General features: G+C 41.2%; 15 protein-coding genes and 1 riboswitch. Of the genes, 10 read left to right on the forward strand and 5 right to left on the reverse strand.

Translation table 11 applies throughout. From position 1 onward, the window contains the following. The first annotated feature begins 116 nt into the window (after positions 1-116). Both metE and P2W72_RS09330 read left to right on the forward strand, forming a co-directional pair. Positions 117-2426 carry a 5-methyltetrahydropteroyltriglutamate--homocysteine S-methyltransferase gene (metE, locus tag P2W72_RS09325; protein ID WP_346429773.1) on the forward strand — a complete coding sequence of 770 codons (2310 nt, stop codon included), beginning with the start codon at positions 117-119 and terminating at the stop codon, positions 2424-2426. Positions 2427-2477: 51 nt separating this feature from the next. Then, on the forward strand, positions 2478-2861 hold the full coding sequence (locus P2W72_RS09330) for an acyl-CoA thioesterase (protein ID WP_276361314.1): 384 nt from the start codon (positions 2478-2480) through the stop codon (positions 2859-2861). A 119-nt stretch (positions 2862-2980) separates the two neighbouring features. Here the strand turns inward: P2W72_RS09330 and P2W72_RS09335 are convergent, their stop codons facing one another. Further along, on the reverse strand, positions 2981-4681 hold the full coding sequence (locus P2W72_RS09335) for a RagB/SusD family nutrient uptake outer membrane protein (protein WP_276361316.1): 1701 nt from the start codon (positions 4679-4681) through the stop codon (positions 2981-2983). A 21-nt stretch (positions 4682-4702) separates the two neighbouring features. Beyond that, complete coding sequence (locus P2W72_RS09340) at positions 4703-8017, reverse strand: TonB-dependent receptor (protein ID WP_276361319.1); 3315 nt, start codon at positions 8015-8017, stop codon at positions 4703-4705. 304 nt (positions 8018-8321) lie between these two features. Beyond that, positions 8322-8409, forward strand: a riboswitch (TPP riboswitch). Positions 8410-8467: 58 nt separating this feature from the next. Between P2W72_RS09340 and thiS the strand changes: the two genes are divergently transcribed. From thiS to P2W72_RS09380, 8 genes are all read left to right on the forward strand, one after another. Beyond that, positions 8468-8671, forward strand: a complete 204-nt coding sequence (thiS, locus tag P2W72_RS09345) for a sulfur carrier protein ThiS (protein ID WP_276361321.1) — start codon at positions 8468-8470, stop codon at positions 8669-8671. Between the two features lie 170 nt (positions 8672-8841). Continuing rightward, positions 8842-10725 (forward strand): phosphomethylpyrimidine synthase ThiC, encoded by a 1884-nt coding sequence (thiC, locus tag P2W72_RS09350; protein ID WP_276361324.1) that lies wholly within the window; start codon positions 8842-8844, stop codon positions 10723-10725. Positions 10726-10728: 3 nt separating this feature from the next. Next, positions 10729-11337: a thiamine phosphate synthase gene (locus tag P2W72_RS09355; RefSeq protein WP_276361327.1), complete on the forward strand. Its 609-nt coding sequence runs from the start codon at positions 10729-10731 to the stop codon at positions 11335-11337. Next, positions 11313-12068 (forward strand): hydroxymethylpyrimidine/phosphomethylpyrimidine kinase, encoded by a 756-nt coding sequence (locus tag P2W72_RS09360; RefSeq protein ID WP_276361329.1) that lies wholly within the window; start codon positions 11313-11315, stop codon positions 12066-12068. Before P2W72_RS09355 ends, P2W72_RS09360 begins: the two co-directional genes overlap by 25 nt. 2 nt (positions 12069-12070) lie before the next feature. Then, positions 12071-12721 carry a thiamine phosphate synthase gene (locus P2W72_RS09365; protein WP_276361332.1) on the forward strand — a complete coding sequence of 217 codons (651 nt, stop codon included), beginning with the start codon at positions 12071-12073 and terminating at the stop codon, positions 12719-12721. 4 nt (positions 12722-12725) lie between these two features. After that, positions 12726-13490 (forward strand): thiazole synthase, encoded by a 765-nt coding sequence (locus P2W72_RS09370; RefSeq protein ID WP_276361334.1) that lies wholly within the window; start codon positions 12726-12728, stop codon positions 13488-13490. Further along, complete coding sequence (gene thiH, locus P2W72_RS09375; protein WP_276361337.1) at positions 13483-14592, forward strand: 2-iminoacetate synthase ThiH; 1110 nt, start codon at positions 13483-13485, stop codon at positions 14590-14592. The genes P2W72_RS09370 and thiH overlap by 8 nt, the downstream gene beginning before the upstream one ends. A gap of 6 nt (positions 14593-14598) precedes the next feature. Next, complete coding sequence (locus tag P2W72_RS09380; protein WP_276361340.1) at positions 14599-15657, forward strand: HesA/MoeB/ThiF family protein; 1059 nt, start codon at positions 14599-14601, stop codon at positions 15655-15657. 109 nt (positions 15658-15766) lie between these two features. On the opposite strand, the gene P2W72_RS09385 is transcribed toward P2W72_RS09380, so the two are convergent. The 3 genes from P2W72_RS09385 to P2W72_RS09395 all read right to left on the reverse strand — a co-directional run bounded on the left by P2W72_RS09385 (position 15767) and on the right by P2W72_RS09395 (position 17932). Continuing rightward, entirely contained in the window at positions 15767-16402 is a 636-nt protein-coding gene (locus tag P2W72_RS09385) for a hypothetical protein (protein WP_276361342.1), read from the reverse strand. A gap of 5 nt (positions 16403-16407) precedes the next feature. Continuing rightward, positions 16408-17016, reverse strand: a complete 609-nt coding sequence (locus P2W72_RS09390) for a PepSY-associated TM helix domain-containing protein (protein ID WP_276361345.1) — start codon at positions 17014-17016, stop codon at positions 16408-16410. Positions 17017-17152: 136 nt separating this feature from the next. Then, positions 17153-17932, reverse strand: a complete 780-nt coding sequence (locus P2W72_RS09395; RefSeq protein WP_276361349.1) for an HAD-IIA family hydrolase — start codon at positions 17930-17932, stop codon at positions 17153-17155. Positions 17933-18373: the final 441 nt, after the last annotated feature.

Genomic DNA, 18373 nt, shown 5'->3' on the forward strand with positions numbered 1-18373 from the left:
TTATACAGGAATATATTTTTCTGTGTAGTCTTCTGCCTTTTATTACAATTCCCGAAAGTGTACCGAAAACGTAAGGAACATTAATTTTCATTAATGTTTAAAAAAGTTTTATGCGTATGCTCAAAAACAATCTGGGATATCCTCGTGCAGGTGCCCACCGTGAACTGAAAAAAGCCTGTGAATCCTTTTGGTCAGGCAAAACCGGCAAAGAAGACCTCCTTGTCACGTCAAGGAAGTTAAAAGAAGAAAACTGGACTACACAGCAGGATGCCGGTATTGATCTTATTCCCTGTAACGACTTTAGCTTTTACGACCAGGTACTCGACATGTCTTTATTGCTGGGAGTTATTCCGGAGAGATATAACCCTGTTGTTACTTCGGTAAAGGGCAATTCAGAACTTGATCTGTATTTTGCAATGGCCCGCGGATACCAGAAGGATGGCCTGGATATTACCGCTATGGAAATGACCAAGTGGTTTGATACGAACTATCATTACATAGTACCTGAATTTACTGCAAAGCAGCCATTCAGGGTTTTTTCGCAAAAGCTATTTGCAGAGTTCATTGCTGCAAAACAATTCATTGGCAGAGTGCCAAAGCCGGTATTAATAGGCCCTGTTTCTTACCTTCTGCTTGGTAAAGAAAAAGAGACCGGATTTGAAAAAATTGATCTGATCAAAAAATTGCTCCCGGTGTACATTGAGATACTGAAGAGCCTTAAAGGTTATGGAGCAGAATGGGTGCAATTAGATGAGCCTTTCTTAACGCTCGACCTCTCTGAAAAGGATAAAGAGGCTTTTATATATACTTATCGCGAGATTAATAAACAATGTCCCGGACTAAAAATATTGATAGCAACTTATTTTGAAGGGTTAACCGAAAATACAGAATGGGCATTGGATCTTCCCGTAAACGCAATTCACCTCGATCTGGTCAGAGCTCCTGAACAACTGAATTTCGTTCTTCGTCACGTGCCAGAAAAGTTGACCCTGTCACTTGGTGTTGTTGATGGCCGGAATATCTGGAAAAATGACTATGAACAATCTGTCGGGCTCATTCGTAAAGCTATAAATGCAATTGGCAAATCGCGTGTGATGATCGCTCCGAGTTGTTCCCTGCTTCATACTCCATTTGACCTTGACCTGGAAACCAGTCTGGAAGAGGAGGTTAAAAACTGGATGGCATTTGCTAAACAGAAACTAAATGAGGTCAATGAGATTGGGCAAATTATTGAGGGAAATGAGGCTTTACTCGAAGTCAATAAATTGGCTATTGAAAGCCGTCGCTTGTCAAACCTTATTCATAAACCTTGTGTTAAACAACGTACAGCGGCAATTACCGATGTTCAGGCTCAACGGTTAAGTATTTTTACAGATCGTCAGAAGATTCAGGATGAACAGTTTAAGTTCCCCCTGTTTCCTACAACTACTATTGGTTCCTTTCCTCAAACAGATGATATCCGCCAGTTAAGGGCGAGACTTAAAAAAGGTGAATTAACATCTTCTCAATATGACGAAGCCATAAAAAATGCCACTATTGAGGCCATTCGCTGGCAGGAGGAGATCGGTCTGGATGTACTGGTACATGGCGAATTTGAGCGGAATGACATGGTAGAATATTTTGGCGAGCAATTGGATGGATTTCTATTCACCAAAAATGGCTGGGTACAAAGTTATGGAAGCCGTTGTGTAAAACCTCCGGTTATATATGGCGATGTAAGCCGCCCGGAAGATATGACCGTTAAATGGAGCAGTTTTGCCCAGGCAAATACAGATAAGCCTATGAAAGGAATGCTTACGGGCCCTGTAACTATACTTCAATGGTCTTTTGTGAGGAATGATCAACCCCGGTCTGAAACTGCAAACCAGATTGCGCTGGCGATCAGAGATGAAGTGATCGCATTAGAAAATGCTGGAATAAAGATCATTCAGATCGATGAACCGGCAATTAGGGAAGGTCTTCCTTTGCGGAAGAAAGAACGGGCAGCATATCTCGATTGGGCTGTGAAGGCATTCAGGATATCGGCCAGCGGTGTTCGCGATGAAACTCAGATCCATACACACATGTGCTACAGTGAGTTTAACGGCATTATTGAACATATTGCTGCAATGGATGCAGATGTGATCACCATTGAAACCTCTCGCTCACAAATGGAGCTGCTGGAAGCATTTTCTGATTTTAAATATCCTAATGAAATTGGTCCCGGAGTGTACGATATTCATTCGCCCAGGGTGCCTGCTGTCGGGGAAATGGTCGACCTGCTGGAAAAAGCAGCAGCCATATTACCGGTCAGAAATTTATGGGTAAATCCTGATTGCGGGTTGAAAACCAGGAAATGGCCGGAAACAAAGGAAGCCCTGATGCATATGGTGAATGCCGCCAGGCAAGCCAGAGCACTCTTTGAAAACAGTATAACGATACATTAATATCATTATGCCGTACGGATTAATTTCGTACGGCATATTATCATACCAATTATGACAATTGAAGAAAAGATCCATAATTCTGAAACACGGCTTTTTAAGGCTGTTTTTCCTAATACCACCAATCATTATGATACCTTATTTGGCGGAACAGCCATGCATCTGATGGATGAAGTAGCATTCATTACTGCGACACGCTTTGCCAGGAAAAAGATGGTTACAGTAGCTTCGGACCGGATTGATTTTACTAAGCCTATACCTTCCGGCACTATCGTAGAACTAATCGGCAGGGTTATTCATATAGGTAACACCAGCTTGAAAGTGCTGGTGGAGATTTATGTTGAAGAAATGTACTCAGACTACAGGCAAAAAGCAATTTCAGGAACATTTACCCTGGTTGCCATAAATAATCAGAAAGAACCAGTCAGCATTAGATAATGATGAGATTTAATAGGTAAATAAAAGCTTCAAATAATCAAAAATTGATCCTTACAATATGTTATAACTAAGAGGGGGCTTGCCTTTTTATAAGCAAGCCCTCTCTTAAAATATTCAAATTAATACCCGGGATTCTGAATTAAGATATTCTTACCGCCCACTGTACTGTTAATAATTTCCGCCTGTGGAATAGGATAATATTCATTCAGCCCTTTTTTAAATGTAGCGCCGTTTAAATATGTCCGTTTTATTTTTTCTTTAGCCACATAGGTGTTTAAAATTTGGTCAGCTATGCCCCAGCGTACCAGATCAAAAAACCGGTGACCTTCCATTCCAAATTCCAGCCTGCTTTCAAACTGTACTGCTTTACGGGCTGATATCTGGTCAGTAAATGGGATCTGGTAGGTACTTATCACGTAATTAGCGGCGGGAGTGCCATCGGGCATTTTGACAAATCCAGCTGGGTTTGCTGCCCGGGTTCGCACCAGGTTTATCATGGTTCGCGCTTTTTCCAGATCATTTTCTTCTACAGCCACTTCTGCACGCCATAATAAAACGTGTGCCAGGCGTATCATGCGATAATTATTAGAATTATTTCTGTTAGTTGCATGGGAAAAGCCTTTCGACCATACGGCTTTTTTAGGAGAATAAGGGCCTCCATAAGCCTGATCGCGAATCCATGGTTTACCTGTATGAATACCATGATCCAGATAAGGAATACCCCTGCGACCAACAGTATGATCCAGACGGGGATCCAATGGGCCTGTGTGCGGTGTAAAAGGATCAGTTGAACTTAAACCTTCATCATTTTTTACATCCGTATTGTTATAGGTATCCAGTAATGGTAAACCATTGGAGGTCTGGAAGGCATTCACCAGATTTTGAGCTGGCTGCTCAAAACCACAGCAATTCCAAGGACCGGTGTAGGGATAATTCAGGATATTACCGTTATTGCCGTTATTACCACCGGGGGAGCCATCGTTTACCGACATCTGCACTTCAAAAATAGATTCGGCATTATTATTAGTGGCCGCATTATAATTATCGAAAAATAATGGAACCAGAGTGTATTTATTACTGGCTATTATTTCATCCAGAAGCGGTTTGGCAAGGGCATACTTGCGTTGAAATAAATAGGCTTTAGCAAGATAAGCAGCAGCAGCATATTTAGTAACCCGTCCCTTTTGAGCTTGATTTACTGGCAATACATCGTAAGCCGCTTTAAAATCAGCTTCTATTTTTGGCCAAATGTCTTCAGTATTAGGAATTTTGGTGCTTTCAGGATTGCTGGGATCATAGATCTTTTCATCGATGTAAGGTACTTTATTCCACATTTTTTTGGCTTCAAAATGATAATGTCCCCTTAGAAAACGGGCTTCAGCTGTAACCTGCGCTTTTTCTGCCTGGGTCATGTCTGTAGCATTGGCCATCACCTGCAATACATCATTACAACGCGCTACGCCATCATACACATGGCGCCATTTGCCCCGGAAATGAGTATTGGTAGGTAACCAGTTATAGGTTTCAATGAAGGTGATTTCGGGTTGGTCACCTGCATCAGTACCTTTATAGGTATCGTCAGAAGCTACGGCGCCATAAACCCAGTTAGTAACAGCGCTATGCCATGAGGTATTACCTGAACCAACTCCATCCAGCAATGAGTACGCTCCAATGAGCAAAGCGTCAACGCCTTGTTTAGTTTCCAACGCTTTTTGATTGATCACCCCTTTAGGCTTGGTTGTCAAAAATGAATCATCGCAGGCCGTGAGTAAAGAGCCGGCAACAAATAATGCGGCCAGGCTAAATATTTTCTTAGTCATTTTTCTATTATCTAAAATTTATTAAAAACTAACATTTACTCCAAACAGAATATTTTTAGCTGTAGGATAAGCACCTTCATCTACGCCGAGTTGCCGGTCGTTGCCATCTCCGTAACCTCTGAGATTAATTTCAGGATCAAGACCTGTATATTTAGTGAAAGTAAAGAGATTTTGTCCCTGAATGTATATATGAGCAGTGCTCATACCTGCTTTCGAGATCAAACGTAAAGGCAGGTTATATCCTAACTGGATATTTTTGATTCGCAGGTACGAGCCGTCTTCAAGGAAGTAAGAAGATGGTACGCTGCTGGCAGCATCGCCGGAAAGCAGCATAGGCAATTTGGCATCGGTTTTGCCCGGCCGCCAGGAGTCGTATAGCATACGCGTACTGCGATTTCCCTGGAAAGTCTGGAAATCGGTCCAGTAACGCACATAATTAAACAACTGATTGCCCTGCACACCCTGAGCAAAGGCCGTAAAGGTGAAATTTTTAAACGAAGCATTCAGGTTCAATCCATAAGCAAAATCGGGATGAGGGTTACCTATAAAGCCCTGGTCAGCGGCATTAATTATTCCGTCGCTATTCACATCGCGGAATTTAAAACGGCCGGCTATGTTATCTACACCATTGCGTTGCTTGGCGTGGGCTGCCGCTTCAGCATCTGTCTGGAAAATACCATCAATTGTATATCCGTAGAAAGAAGAAAGAGGACTGCCCTGCTGTGTAGCTGTTACGGCCGGTATGCGCAACCCAAAGCCGGTATAAATGGTCTTTGGATCACCATTGGTTTTAACTACTAAATTCCGGTAGGTCGAGAAATTAGTTCCAACACTAAACTTTAGCTGTTTGGAAAATGCAGTGCCATTGTAATTAATACCGACATCAACTCCTTTATTATTCATCTCGCCGATATTTACAAAAGGATTAACAGCTATACCCTGGGTTAGCGGAACTTCAACAGGAAACAGCATATCAGTAGTGGTACGGGTATACCAGTCAAAAATGATGTCAAAACGTCCCTCTAATAATGCAGCATCAAAACCTATGTTGGTACTGCTGGTGGTTTCCCATTTGGCATTGGCATTACCAAACTGGTTCCGGTCATAACCGATTACTACTGAATTGCGGGTACCATTAATGTCGTAGTTAGAACGGTCAGAATTAGATTCAAAAGTAGAGGCAAAGTTATAGTTGCCTATTTCCTGGTTACCGGTTTGTCCCCAGCCGGCACGCAATTTAAGATCACTAATAAAAGAGAGACCCTCCATGAACTTTTCCTCGGTGATACGCCAGCCAATACTTAGTGCAGGGAAAACAGCATTCCGGAATTTAGGAGCAAAACGTGAAGAGGCATCCCTTCGAACGGTTCCTTCCAGAAGATATCTATCATTGTAAGAATAGTTCAGCTTACCAAAATAAGAAAACAAACGCCAGTCGTAAGCGCCTCCGCCATTAGCCGGCGCCAGAGCACCTGCATTTAAATAACGAAAATTCAGGTCATCTACAAAAAAACCACTCCGGCTGCCGAAGAAATTCTCACCATAAGCTTTAATGGATTCGGCACCTCCTAAAACATTAAGGCGGTGACGTTCTCTGAATGTTGTATTATAGGTTAGGGTATTCGACCATGTCCAGTTACGATCGTAAGCATTATTGGTACTTAAACCATTTGTTTGAGCAGCCTCAGCCGATTCTATATCACGCACGGTGAAGGTCCTGTTATTATATAAATTATAATCCACACCAAAACTTGTGCGGGCTACCAGGTTCTTTAGCACATCTATTTCGGCGAATGCATTGCCAAATAAGCGAACATCTTCGTTTTTATTATCCTTGCCACGTACAAGTAATGCTACAGGGTTTCGTGAATTACCCAGGCCGCCACCCTTGGTGCCTGCAAAATTGCCATTTATGTCATAAACCGGAATTATCGGCTGCATCCGGTAAGCCATAGAAATAGGATTGCTTTCGTTATTATTACCAGCTACCTGACCGACCCGCTCACCCAAAGCTATCTGCATATTTTCTCCTATGCGTATCCGGTTTTTTACTTTAAATTCTGTGTTTGCTCGTATGGAGTAACGCTTATAATAGGTTTCCTTCAGAATACCGTCCTGGTTTTGGTAATTAACAGAAAACGCATACACACCCTTATCTGTGCCACCAGCCGCACCTATTTGATAGTTCTGCATTGGCGCTGGCCGGAAAATCTCTTCCATCCAACGAGTACCTTCTTTATTGGCCGGGGTGATCAAAAATTTAGTTTTATTAAATGCCGGATCATCAATGTTGTTTGTATAATTGGCAGCCGCCACCCGCGGATCGTTCGCAAATGCTCCGGTAGGAAAAATAAAATCAGGAATTACCGGCTGTGTACCATTGCCATACTGAGGATTGGAAGGGTTAAGATCGGGTTTGCCACTACTAATAAGTTTATTCTTTTCACTTTCCCAGGTAAGTTGAGCCAGTTCATTGGTATTTAACAGGTCGAGCACTTTTCCGCGCTGCTGAGTACCATAATACGTGTCAAATGTAATTTTAGGTTCGCCACTTTTACCTTTTTTAGTGGTTATGATAACTACCCCATTACCCGCCCGGGCACCATAGATAGAGGCCGAGGATGCATCCTTCAGGATTTGCATCGACTCGATATCGTTCGGGTTCAGTGTATTCAGATTTCCCTTGGTTGGTACACCATCAATAACATACAAGGGCGAGTTATCGTTGATGGTGCCAAAACCGCGTACCCTAACCATGGCGCCTCCACCCGGGCTATTTTCATTGCCCACGGTAACTCCAGCGGCTCTGCCTTGCAAAGCCTGCGCCACGTTGGTAGCCGGTGCCGATAGTAAATCTTTTGCCGAGACGGTTGTAACGGCGCCGGTAATATCTTTTTTCGCCTGTGAGTTATAACCAGTTACTATCACTTCCTGAAGTGATTTAGAATCGGGATTCATGGTAATATTTACCGTCCCGCGTCCACTAAAGGTTTTTTCCTGCGAGATGAATCCGATAAAGGAAAATACCAGAGTGCCTGCAGTTTCCGGTACATTTATAGTGTATTTTCCATCCATGTCGGTAGTAACACCTGTGGTAGTTCCTTTAACTAATACCGTTACTCCAGGTAATGGTTCGCCGTCAGTGGAAGTAACACGCCCGGAAATGGGCCAGGTTACTATACTGTTAAAAATTTTAGCATTTGCAAGATAACTCGTGGTATTCATTTTAACATTAAACGCAGCAAAAGCAGGATTGACTGGATTTGCACTAAATACGCAAGCTAAAACAAATCCACCGACCTTCATTTGCCAGTGATGTGCAAGTGTTTTTTTCATTTTAAATTAGTTTAGTTGTTTAGTAACAAATTAATTACATTTTAAATATTATCAAAATTATTTATTCAAAAGTGCATAGCTGACCGAAGAAAAGGCTGATAGTAAAAGGGGGTAAATTTTAAGGGTTTATTGCAGAAGCTTTCGGAATGCGCCATAGATGTACATGGAGCTGCAATTTTTATAGAATGTTCACAGGTTTCTGATCAGGCGATAAATCTTCCGGCTCGGTAAATCTTTGTTTTATTACTTTTCCTGACAACAGAGAATCTTTTTCTTACAATTATCTTTTAATTTTTTACATTTACAAAAACTTTAGGGGTGCCTTGTGCTGAGAAAGACCCTTTGAACCTGATGCAGTTAGTACTGCCGAAGGGAAAAGTAGAACAAATTCGATTTGTTTTCCATTCCTTAAAACAGGACCATTCCTATTGTTAAATATTGCCAGATAGGATGGAAATTACCGTAAATCAACAAAGTTATTCCGTAACTGAACATTGCTCACTGCAGCAACTGCTTTCTGTTGTCATTCAGCAACCCATAAAGGGCATAGCTATAGCTGTTAATGAAATAATTATTCCTAAGACCAACTGGGAAACGTACCTGTTGAAAGTGGGTGATCAAATCATTCTGATTAAGGCAACCCAGGGCGGATAATCTTAAAAAACAAATTATATACAGATGAAGCGCACATGATTTTGCCAAAACCCGCAGGGGTATGATTATTAAATCATGATCGCCATGCCTGAAGGCATGCAGGCCTGCCGCAGGCAGGCCCGCCTACCGTAGGCAGGTTCATCACCTTTAAAAAGCAAAAAAATAAACGGATGAAAAACGAAAATATACCAGGAGAACAAGCAATCAGTTGCACTCCCTTTCCTTCCTCACGTAAAGTATTTGTTAAAGGACAGATACATGATATACAGGTTGCCATGCGTGAGGTTAGCTTAAGCGATACTAAATTACATGGAAGATTTGGAGAAACAGAGCCAAATGCGCCTGTAACCATTTATGATACCAGCGGTCCGTACACAGATTCAAATGTTGAAATAGATATCAGAAAGGGTTTACCCCGTCTTCGTGAACAATGGATTTTAAAACGCGGCGATGTAGAACAGTTAGATCATATTTCATCTGAGTATGGTCAGCAGCGTGCTGGTGATAAAAATTTGGATGCTCTCAGGTTTGCCCATATCAGTAAACCCTATCGTGCAAAAGCCGGTATGAATGTGTCCCAGATGCATTATGCCAAAAAAGGGCTTATAACTCCGGAAATGGAATACATTGCCATCAGGGAGAATCAGCGCATTGATCTGCTAAAAGAACAGCTTAAGGGCCAGTATGATGTGATGGCCCATCAGCATCCGGGGCATAGTTTTGGAGCCAATACACCAAAAGGATATATAACACCTGAATTTGTAAGGCAGGAAGTAGCATCAGGACGGGCTGTAATCCCTTCAAACATTAACCATCCTGAAATTGAGCCAATGATTATCGGCCGTAATTTTCTGGTTAAAATTAATGCTAATATTGGAAACTCTGCGGTTATATCAGGCATCGAAGAAGAGGTTGAAAAGGCTGTTTGGGCCTGCCGCTGGGGTGCAGATACGATAATGGACCTGTCTACCGGGAAAAATATACATGAAACCAGGGAGTGGATCATTCGTAACTCTCCGGTGCCCATTGGTACAGTTCCAATTTACCAGGCGCTTGAAAAAGTGAATGGTAAAGCCGAAGATCTTACCTGGGAACTGTTTAGGGATACATTAATTGAACAGGCTGAACAGGGTGTGGATTATTTCACCATACATGCCGGTGTATTACTGAGATATGTTCCGCTTACGGCAAAACGTATAACCGGTATTGTTTCACGGGGTGGATCTATCATGGCCAAGTGGTGTCTTGCGCATCATAAAGAAAATTTTCTTTATACACATTTCGAAGATATCTGTGAAATCATGAAGGCTTACGATGTATCCTTCTCTCTTGGCGATGGATTAAGGCCGGGTTGTATTGCTGATGCTAATGATGCCGCGCAGTTTGCCGAACTGGAAACTCTGGGGGAGCTGACTAAAATTGCCTGGAAACATGATGTTCAAACAATAGTCGAGGGGCCGGGGCACGTTCCTATGCACCTGATTAAGGAAAATATGGAAAAGCAATTGCAGCATTGTTCTGAAGCGCCTTTCTATACCCTTGGTCCGCTGACTACCGATATTGCCCCTGGTTACGACCATATTACATCGGCTATTGGGGCTGCTATGATCGGCTGGTTCGGTACAGCTATGCTTTGTTATGTAACACCTAAGGAACATCTGGGATTGCCTAATAAAAAAGATGTAAAAGATGGGGTTATCACATATAAGATTGCAGCTCATGCTGCAGATCTGGCTAAAGGTCACCCGGGTGCACAATACCGGGATAATGCTTTAAGTAAAGCCCGTTTTGAATTCAGATGGGAAGACCAGTTTAATCTTTCACTTGATCCGGATACAGCTAAAGAGTTTCATGATGAAACCTTGCCTGCTGATGGTGCTAAAATTGCCCATTTCTGTTCCATGTGCGGGCCGAATTTTTGTTCTATGAAGATTAGCCAGGATGTGAGAGATTATGCTAAAGACAAAGGACTCGAGGATAAGGATGCCCTTTCAAAAGGAATGGAAGAAAAGTCGAATGAGTTTAAGCAAAAAGGCAGTGAGATCTATCTGTAAATAATGGAGCTGATTATTATTTCAAGCCCGGATCAGGTGAATGACGAAACCAAAATCATTAACAAACTATTTGAATCGGGTTTGGAATACTTTCATATACGCAAGCCGGCAGATACTGGGGAACAGGTAAGAAAATTGATTGCCGGTATAGAACCAAACTATTATCCCCGCCTTTCATTGCATCAGCACCATTGTTTGGCAGAGGAGTTTGGAATAAAGCGCCTGCACTATACTGAAAATGAGCGGGGCAAATTGAAAGATAATACGTTGGAAGGGCTTATCAACAATGGATTTATATTAAGCACCTCTGTGCATGATCTGTCCTTATTAGCTTCCTTAAATGAATATCAGTATGTTTTTTTCGGGCCCGTTTACAATAGTATTTCAAAGCAAGGCTACAAAAGTGTTTTACCGCCGGGATTTAAACTTAACAACAGGGAGTCTTCACCCCTGATTATTGGCATAGGCGGCATCGAGGCAAAGCACATTGATAGTATAAAAAAAATGAATTTTGACGGAGCAGCAATTTTGGGCAGTATCTGGAAAAATGATGGACAAGCGTTGGAAAATTTTAAAATCATACAACAATGTATCAGGAGCGCCCATACGTAGTCAGTATTGCCGGTTTTGACCCAAGCGCAGGTGCAGGACTGATGGCGGATGTGAAAACATTCGAACAGCATCGGGTTTATGGATTTGGTGTTTCCACGGTATGGACGGTTCAAAATGATTCTGATTTTTTAGCAATGGAGTGGATGGAACCTGCTTTCATTATAAAACAGCTTAAACCATTGGTTTCAAAATTTGACATTAAGGCATGTAAAATTGGCCTGATTCAAAATCCTGAGGTATTATTTGAAGTAATATCCTTTCTTAAATCAAATAATCCTGAAATCAAAATAGTATTAGATCCTGTTTGGAAAGCAAGTGCCGGCTACGAGCTCAATAACTGGAATACAGACCAGTCAATATTAAAACAATCTCTTAAGAAAATTGACCTGGTTACACCCAATCTTGCGGAAATGCAATTCTTAGGCGGGAGTCAGGATGTGATATCGTCTGCCCGAACATGGGCTGAATATTGCCCGGTACTGCTGAAGGGTGGCCATAATGATAAAAATCATGCTCAGGACCTGTTGTTCGAAAGGAATGATTTTTATGAAATTACACCGGCAAATATTTCTTTATACTCTAAGCATGGTTCGGGTTGTGTCTTATCTTCAGCAATAGCATCTAACCTGGCCCTGGGTTTTCCACTGCTGGAGGCCTGTAAGAAAGCAAAATTATATATCGAAGAATATCTGAACAGTAACCCAACACTATTAGGATACCATAAAGCATAATTATGATTGATAAGTTACACTATATTTCTCAGGGGAAGGAAACCAGCTCTCAGCTCGATGCAATTAAAAATGCCCTTGATGCAGGTTGCGGATGGATACAGTTAAGGATTAAAAATCAGCCTGAATCTGTGATCTTAAAATCTGCCCTTGAAGCAGCTAAACTTTGCGAAAAGTATAAGGCCAGATTGATCATTAATGACCATCCTCATATTGCCCTTGAATCGGGAGCATATGGGGTGCATTTAGGGCTTAATGATATGGGAATTGCAAAAGCCAGGGAAATAATTGGTAAAGAGATGATTATCGGCGGCACTGCAAATACCTTCGAACATATCAGGCAAAGAGTGAATGAGGGAGCCGATTATATAGGACTTGGACCTTACAGGTTTACTACTACCAAACAAAACCTGAGTCCTGTAATAGGTTTGGAAGGATATAAATTGATTATGCAGCAAATGTTTGATAGTAATATCAAAATACCTGTAATTGCTATTGGGGGAATTACATTGCCGGATATTTCTTTAATTATGCAAGCTAAAGTATATGGTGTGGCTATTTCGGGGGCATTAACAAATAATCCTGACAAGAAGAAAACAATTGAAGCTATCTACCGGCTTGTCGGTAATACGGGATCTGAAGTGATTAAAAATTGAAATTATGTTGAAAATAGCTGATAAAATATTTAATTCCCGGTTATTTACCGGCACGGGTAAGTTCAGTTCGTCTGAATTGATGGAAGAGGCACTGCTGGCATCAGGCTCTGAGTTGGTTACAGTTGCCCTTAAGCGTGTGGATGTAAATGAAAAGAATGATGATATATTAATTCGTTTGAAGCATCCGAATCTGAATTTATTGCCAAACACATCAGGGGTGCGCAATGCCAGGGAAGCGGTATTCGCAGCTCAGTTAGCGCGTGAAGCATTGGAGACCAATTGGATAAAACTGGAAATACATCCGGACCCGAAATATTTAATGCCCGATCCTGTTGAAACCTTAAAAGCAACGGAGGAGCTGGCTAAACTGGGCTTTGTGGTTCTGCCTTATATTCATGCAGACCCGGTTTTGTGTAAGCGCCTGGAGGATGCGGGTACATCAGCTGTAATGCCTTTAGGTTCGCCCATTGGGAGCAATAAGGGTTTAAAAACCATTGATTTTTTAGAGATTATCATTAGCCAAAGCAATGTTCCGGTAATTGTGGATGCCGGAATAGGTTCTCCTTCTGATGCAGCATGGGCACTTGAAATTGGGGCCGATGCAGTATTAGTCAATACAGCCATAGCGGTATCAGGCAATCCGGTACAAATGGCCAGAGCTTTTAAACTTGCAGTTGAAGCAGGGCGCTTAGCATTTGAAGCCAGATTAGCATTGTCAGTTCCTCATGCTGTTGCCAGCAGCCCCTTAACCTCTTTTTTGAATGAATAGTTTTTGGGACATATTTCAGACCTGTGATTGGGACGAAACCAAACAAAGCATCTACACCAAGACAAGTGCTGATGTAGAGCGGGCTTTAGAAAATCCAAAAAGAAACCTGGAAGATTTTAAGGCGCTGATCTCGCCGGCAGCTGCCCCATATCTGGAACAGATGGCACAGATCAGCCAGAAATTAACACTCAAACGTTTCGGTAAAGTGATACAGATGTATGTTCCCCTTTATCTTTCCAACGAATGTAATAATATCTGTACTTACTGCGGCTTCAGCTATGAAAATAAGGTGAGGCGCAAAACGTTGTCTCCGATGGAAATTATGCAGGAAGTGTCGGTCATTAAAGATATGGGATATGAGCATGTGCTGTTAGTGACCGGCGAAGCAAACCAAACAGTACATGTTGATTATTTTAAGAAAGTACTTGACTTAATTCGTCCGCACTTTGCACATATTTCTATGGAAGTGCAGCCGCTTGATTTGGAAGACTATCAGCAATTAACACCCTATGGTCTAAACACCGTGCTGGTTTATCAGGAGACTTATCATCAGGATGATTACCGTAAACATCATCCTAAAGGGAAAAAGTCGAACTTTCAATACAGGCTGGAAACGCCCGACAGGCTAGGACAGGCAGAGATACATAAAATGGGTTTAGGCGTGCTGATCGGCCTGGAAGACTGGAGAACAGATTCTTTTTTTACCGCCATGCACCTAAATTACCTGGAGAAAAAATACTGGAAAAGCAAGTACAGTTTATCCTTTCCAAGACTAAGGCCTTTCAGCGGGGGGCTGGAACCTAAGGTTGAAATGAATGATCGCGAGCTTGTACAACTGATCTGTGCGTATCGTTTGTTTAATGAAGAACTGGAATTATCCATCTCTACACGTGAATCTCCTGATTTCAGGAATAACATTATTAAACTGGGCATCACTTCCATAAGTGCCGGTTCAAAAACAAATCCCGGAGGGTATGCCGTTGAACCGCAGTCTCTGGAACAATTTGAGATATCTGATGAGCGCAGCGCTCATGAAATTGCACAGGTCATATCTTCGCAAGGGTATGAGCCTGTTTGGAAAGACTGGGACAGATGCCTTTAAACAAACATGAAAATGCTTGATAGCCAGGAGTTAAACAGATATAAAAGGCAAATTATTCTTCCGGAATTAGGAATAGCAGGTCAGCAAAAACTAAAAAATGCAAGGGTATTAATGGTTGGTGCCGGCGGACTTGGCTGCCCTGTTCTGCAATACCTTGTAGCTGCCGGAGTAGGCTTCATCGGGATAGTGGACGACGATACCGTTGATGAAACTAATCTGCACCGGCAAATTCTATATTCAGCAGAAGATATTGGGAAAAACAAGGCACAGGTTGCCGTTGAAAAACTTAGTGTTATAAATCCGCATGTTAAGTTTTCTGCCTATCCGGTTCGGCTAAGCATGCAGAACGCAGATCAATTATTCAGGACCTATGATCTGGTAATTGACGGCTCAGATAATTTTCCGACACGATATCTGGTTAACGATACCTGTGCTGTGCTGAATCTGCCTCTGGTTTTTGGTTCCCTGTTTAAATTTGAAGGCCAGGTATCAGTCTTTAATTATTGTGGAGGACCCGATTATCGCAGTATTTTTCCTGAACCTCCCGGTATTGATGAGGTACCCAATTGTGCTGAAATTGGAGTGATTGGCGTATTGCCCGGAATTATAGGCACTTACATGGCTAACGAGGCTATTAAAGTGATTTGCGAAATGGGGGAGGTGCTATCCGGCAGATTATTATGTATAAATGCCCTGGATGGCACGAGTAATATATTTAAGATTGCTAACAGTTCAGGTTCTGAACAGAAAAAGCATTCAATACAAGCCGGAACAATAAATAAGACAGGAGATGAAATTACAGCCGAAGAACTGATTCATTTACAAAATAACAAAGCTGAAGAAGTGTATTTGGTGGATGTTCGCGAAAATTATGAATTTGAAGATCATAATTTAGGAGGAGTAAATATTCCCCTGTATGAACTGCAGGATCGTATCAATGAATTGCCTGAAGACATGACGATTGTTTTTTACTGCCAGACAGGTCAGCGTAGTAAAATGGCAGTTCAGCTATTGAAAGAAATTTTTAAGGCAAAGGTTTATAGCTTAAAGGGGGGAATGAAGTAAAATGTCATTCGTCCGGAGTTTTCGCTATAAAAAGCAGGTGCAAAATCATCAGCCTCCCGCAGACATATTTAGTGGTGATCATGCTGCTTATTTAAGTGATAGGATTTAATTAAAGCATTCCCAAAATGAACAAAAAGTATATAACCACAGCAAAACCTGTAATTAAAACAATTGTTCCCCAGCGATAGCTTTTTCGGATATTATACCACATTATCCAGCTGCTTATACAAAGATAGATAAGGCCGATTGCAATCGCATCCATCGAGAAGATCCATATCTTACTTACCAACCAGTTTGCTCCTAAAGCAGGATTTTCTCTGTTAGCAGCATTGAATGTGTGGAGTGTTTTAATTTTGCCCCAAAAATTGTATCTCAATTCATTCTGAATGCAGATACCTTTATTGAAATCAACATGTAAATTTCTGATGTGACCAGGGACGGATACACGAAAATCCACACTATCCGGTGTCATTTTCAGATTACTTATCTCTCCCGATATATTAAGGTTAAGCATGATCTTTTTTACTGTTTGTAAAGAATCAAGTCCTTTTGGAACAGAAATATTGGAAACTGTTTTAGTTTCCTTCCTCTGTTCCCAGAAACTTGCAAAATCCCAACTGCTATGATTTAAGAGCAAACCTGAAAAAGAAAAAAGCCAGATAAATAAGAGTAAAAATAAACCAATATGGATGTGGAGACGACGGTTCCAGTAAGCCAGGCCTTTAAAAAAGACTGAGTATTTCATCGATTTTATTTAAAAAGTAAAAATAAAAGGCAGGCAAATGATATTACTCCAAGTATGATGGCATATATTCCCATTGATCTTTCCGCTTTCAGAAAATACCATAAAAAGATTCCGCTTGCTGAAAGAAATATTAACAGATATACAAATGCATCTGCCCAAATTGTCCAGTTTTTTATTAATTCAGAATTTCCTCTGATTTTCACATTATGCGGTCCGGGCATTTTATGGAGATAGCCTGTTACACGTAATGAGCCTTCGTTTTGCCGCGTGATTAAAACTTCATTTGTATGTTGGTCTACTTTTACTATTGATCGTAGTCCGGGTAAGCTAACAGGAAAAGAAATCTGATCTGCATTTCTTTGAATATGCTCTATCTCACCTTTGATTCCCAATTTTGCAATAATGAGCTTAGCTGTTACAAGATCTGAAGTATCATTAGGAATACTGTCTAAATGAGTTTGTGTATCGGGTAACACTCTTACAGGGCTGACCTGCTTAAGGAACTCTGTATGGTTTAATACCAAAACACTAATGCTGAAGATGATAATAAGCGGACTTAGGAATAAACCAATATATAAATGCAGTGTGCGAATATGGGGAAAGTATTTGTTCATTTGTTTTGGTAGAAAGTATGATTTACATCCCCTGGTTAAACTAACCTGGCGCTTTCGTTTTTGAGAAGAGGTAATTTAAGCTTTCGGGACATGAGTTGAAGATATAAAAAAACGCTTTTTGAGACCTTGATATCTTTTAACTTTCCCACCATCTCAGCGGCAGCTCAATTTTATCAATTGAACTGCAAACCATATCCGGTTTAAAAGCATAATTGCTCAGATCTTCTTTCTGTGTAATTCCTGATAATACCAGTATGGTTTTATAACCCATTTGTACACCTCCCTGAATGTCGGTCTCCATGGTATCACCAATAACGGTTGTACCTCCTGTTTCCAGACCTAAATATTTGCGTGCAGAGCGCATCATAACCGGACTTGGTTTTCCGGTAACGAAGGCTTTGCGACCTGTCGCTTCCTCAATCATTGCCGTTGTGGCTGCTATTCCCAAATTATTCCATCCGGGTTTCTTGGGTGATGGATCCCTGTTAGTTGTAATGAATTTTGCGCCGGCTAAGATCATGTCAACGGCACGCTGAACCATTTCCAGTGTAAAGTTTCTGCCTTCGCCTAATACAACAAACTCCGGGTCGGTGTTTACCAGGGTAATTCCGTTTTCGTGCAAACTTGTCAGTAAACCTCCTTCACCTAAAACATAAGCTGTACCATTGGAACCCTGATCCCCTAAAAATTTACCGGTTGCCATGGCACTGGTATACACATGATCCACACTGATATTAATTCCTAAATGTTTCAACTTACGTACAACCTCAAGCCTCGTACGCTGACTGTTATTGGTCATGAATGTAAAAGGTATATCCTTTTTAATCAGGCTATTGATAAATTTATCAGCCCCGTTAATCAGTAATTCACCACTGTAAATTACCCCGTCCATGTCAATTAAAAGTCCTTGTTTCATAAGAATTGATTTTAACTCAAATTTGCATAAAAACTATTTCTTATATGCTATACTTTGTTGTTAAGATATTTTTTTGCTTACTGTTCAATAAGCGTGATAAAGACTTTGCCTGTACTGAATGTAACCCACATAAACCATATAAGGTGGAGAGGCATGCACCAGCATTTCCTTACAATCATAAAACTATGAATATATCGGTACGACTTGTTCATAACTTCCGGAAGGATCTGGATTATCCGAAATTATTTGCTATTGTTTAAATCTGAAAAATAAATATCTTAGCTCGTTGGTTAGTGTGTTACAGCCAATGTAAGTGGCTGTGTACTTTCCATATTTATGAGTAAGCAATTTGAACTTTTGGCCTTGTGTAAATTAGTAAGACTTCCGCTTTCTCCTGATAGATCCCTTCTTATCATAAACCACGTACAACAAACGAATAAC

This window comes from Daejeonella sp. H1SJ63, from assembly GCF_029360775.1.
GTDB lineage: Bacteria > Bacteroidota > Bacteroidia > Sphingobacteriales > Sphingobacteriaceae > Daejeonella.